We start from the raw sequence: 590 nt of genomic DNA, 5'->3' as shown, positions 1-590 counted from the left end.
TTTTGCCGGTTAACTGGTCGCCGCTAAGGGATGCCCAGACGCCGTTCGCTTCACCTTTATCGTAGCTCAGACTCAGCCCCACGCCATCGGCACGCACACCGCCCCATTTTTTCCCGGTATTGCCCGGAGAGTCTTTCTGCCCGCCAAAGGCCAGTAACGAACTGGAGATGGGGCGACGATGGGCGTTAACGGTGTAACCAAGCGGCCCGATATCATCGCTGTAACTGATGCCGCCGACCACATCCACCACGTTGAAGCCCATCGGTGTGGTGCCGATATCCCAGCTCCAGACGTCATTTCGCCAGCCGACCGCCACGCTGGCGCCGGAATCCGACTGGCTGCGGTTGCCGCTACAGTCCTGCAACGTACAGGTGCCCCAGTTGTTATCCCATTTACCCTCAGCGTCGGCGGAAAAACTGCCGACGTTCATATTGACGAAATCACTGCGAAAGAACATCCGTCCGTCAGAATACGGTGCATCCACCTGCAACATGGTGGTGTGCGCTTTCAGGTCGGAGTAACCACCGGTGCCGCTCGATCCCCAGTAGTCGTGCTCCAGGGTGACGTTAAGATCCTGCTGGCGATAGAGA

1 protein-coding gene is annotated in these 590 nt (G+C 58.3%); it reads right to left on the bottom strand.

Going from position 1 to position 590, the window contains the following annotated elements; genetic code table 11:
- Window positions 1–590, bottom strand: a 590-nt coding sequence (locus tag EQY_RS0121795) for a cellulose synthase subunit BcsC-related outer membrane protein (protein ID WP_000718322.1), incomplete at both ends; no start/stop codon positions are given.

The sequence above is a fragment of the Escherichia sp. TW14182 genome (assembly GCF_000208525.1).
Lineage (GTDB): Bacteria > Pseudomonadota > Gammaproteobacteria > Enterobacterales > Enterobacteriaceae > Escherichia > Escherichia ruysiae.
The sequence above is the reverse complement of the archived record's forward strand: the minus strand, read 5'-3'. Positions and strand labels throughout refer to the sequence as shown.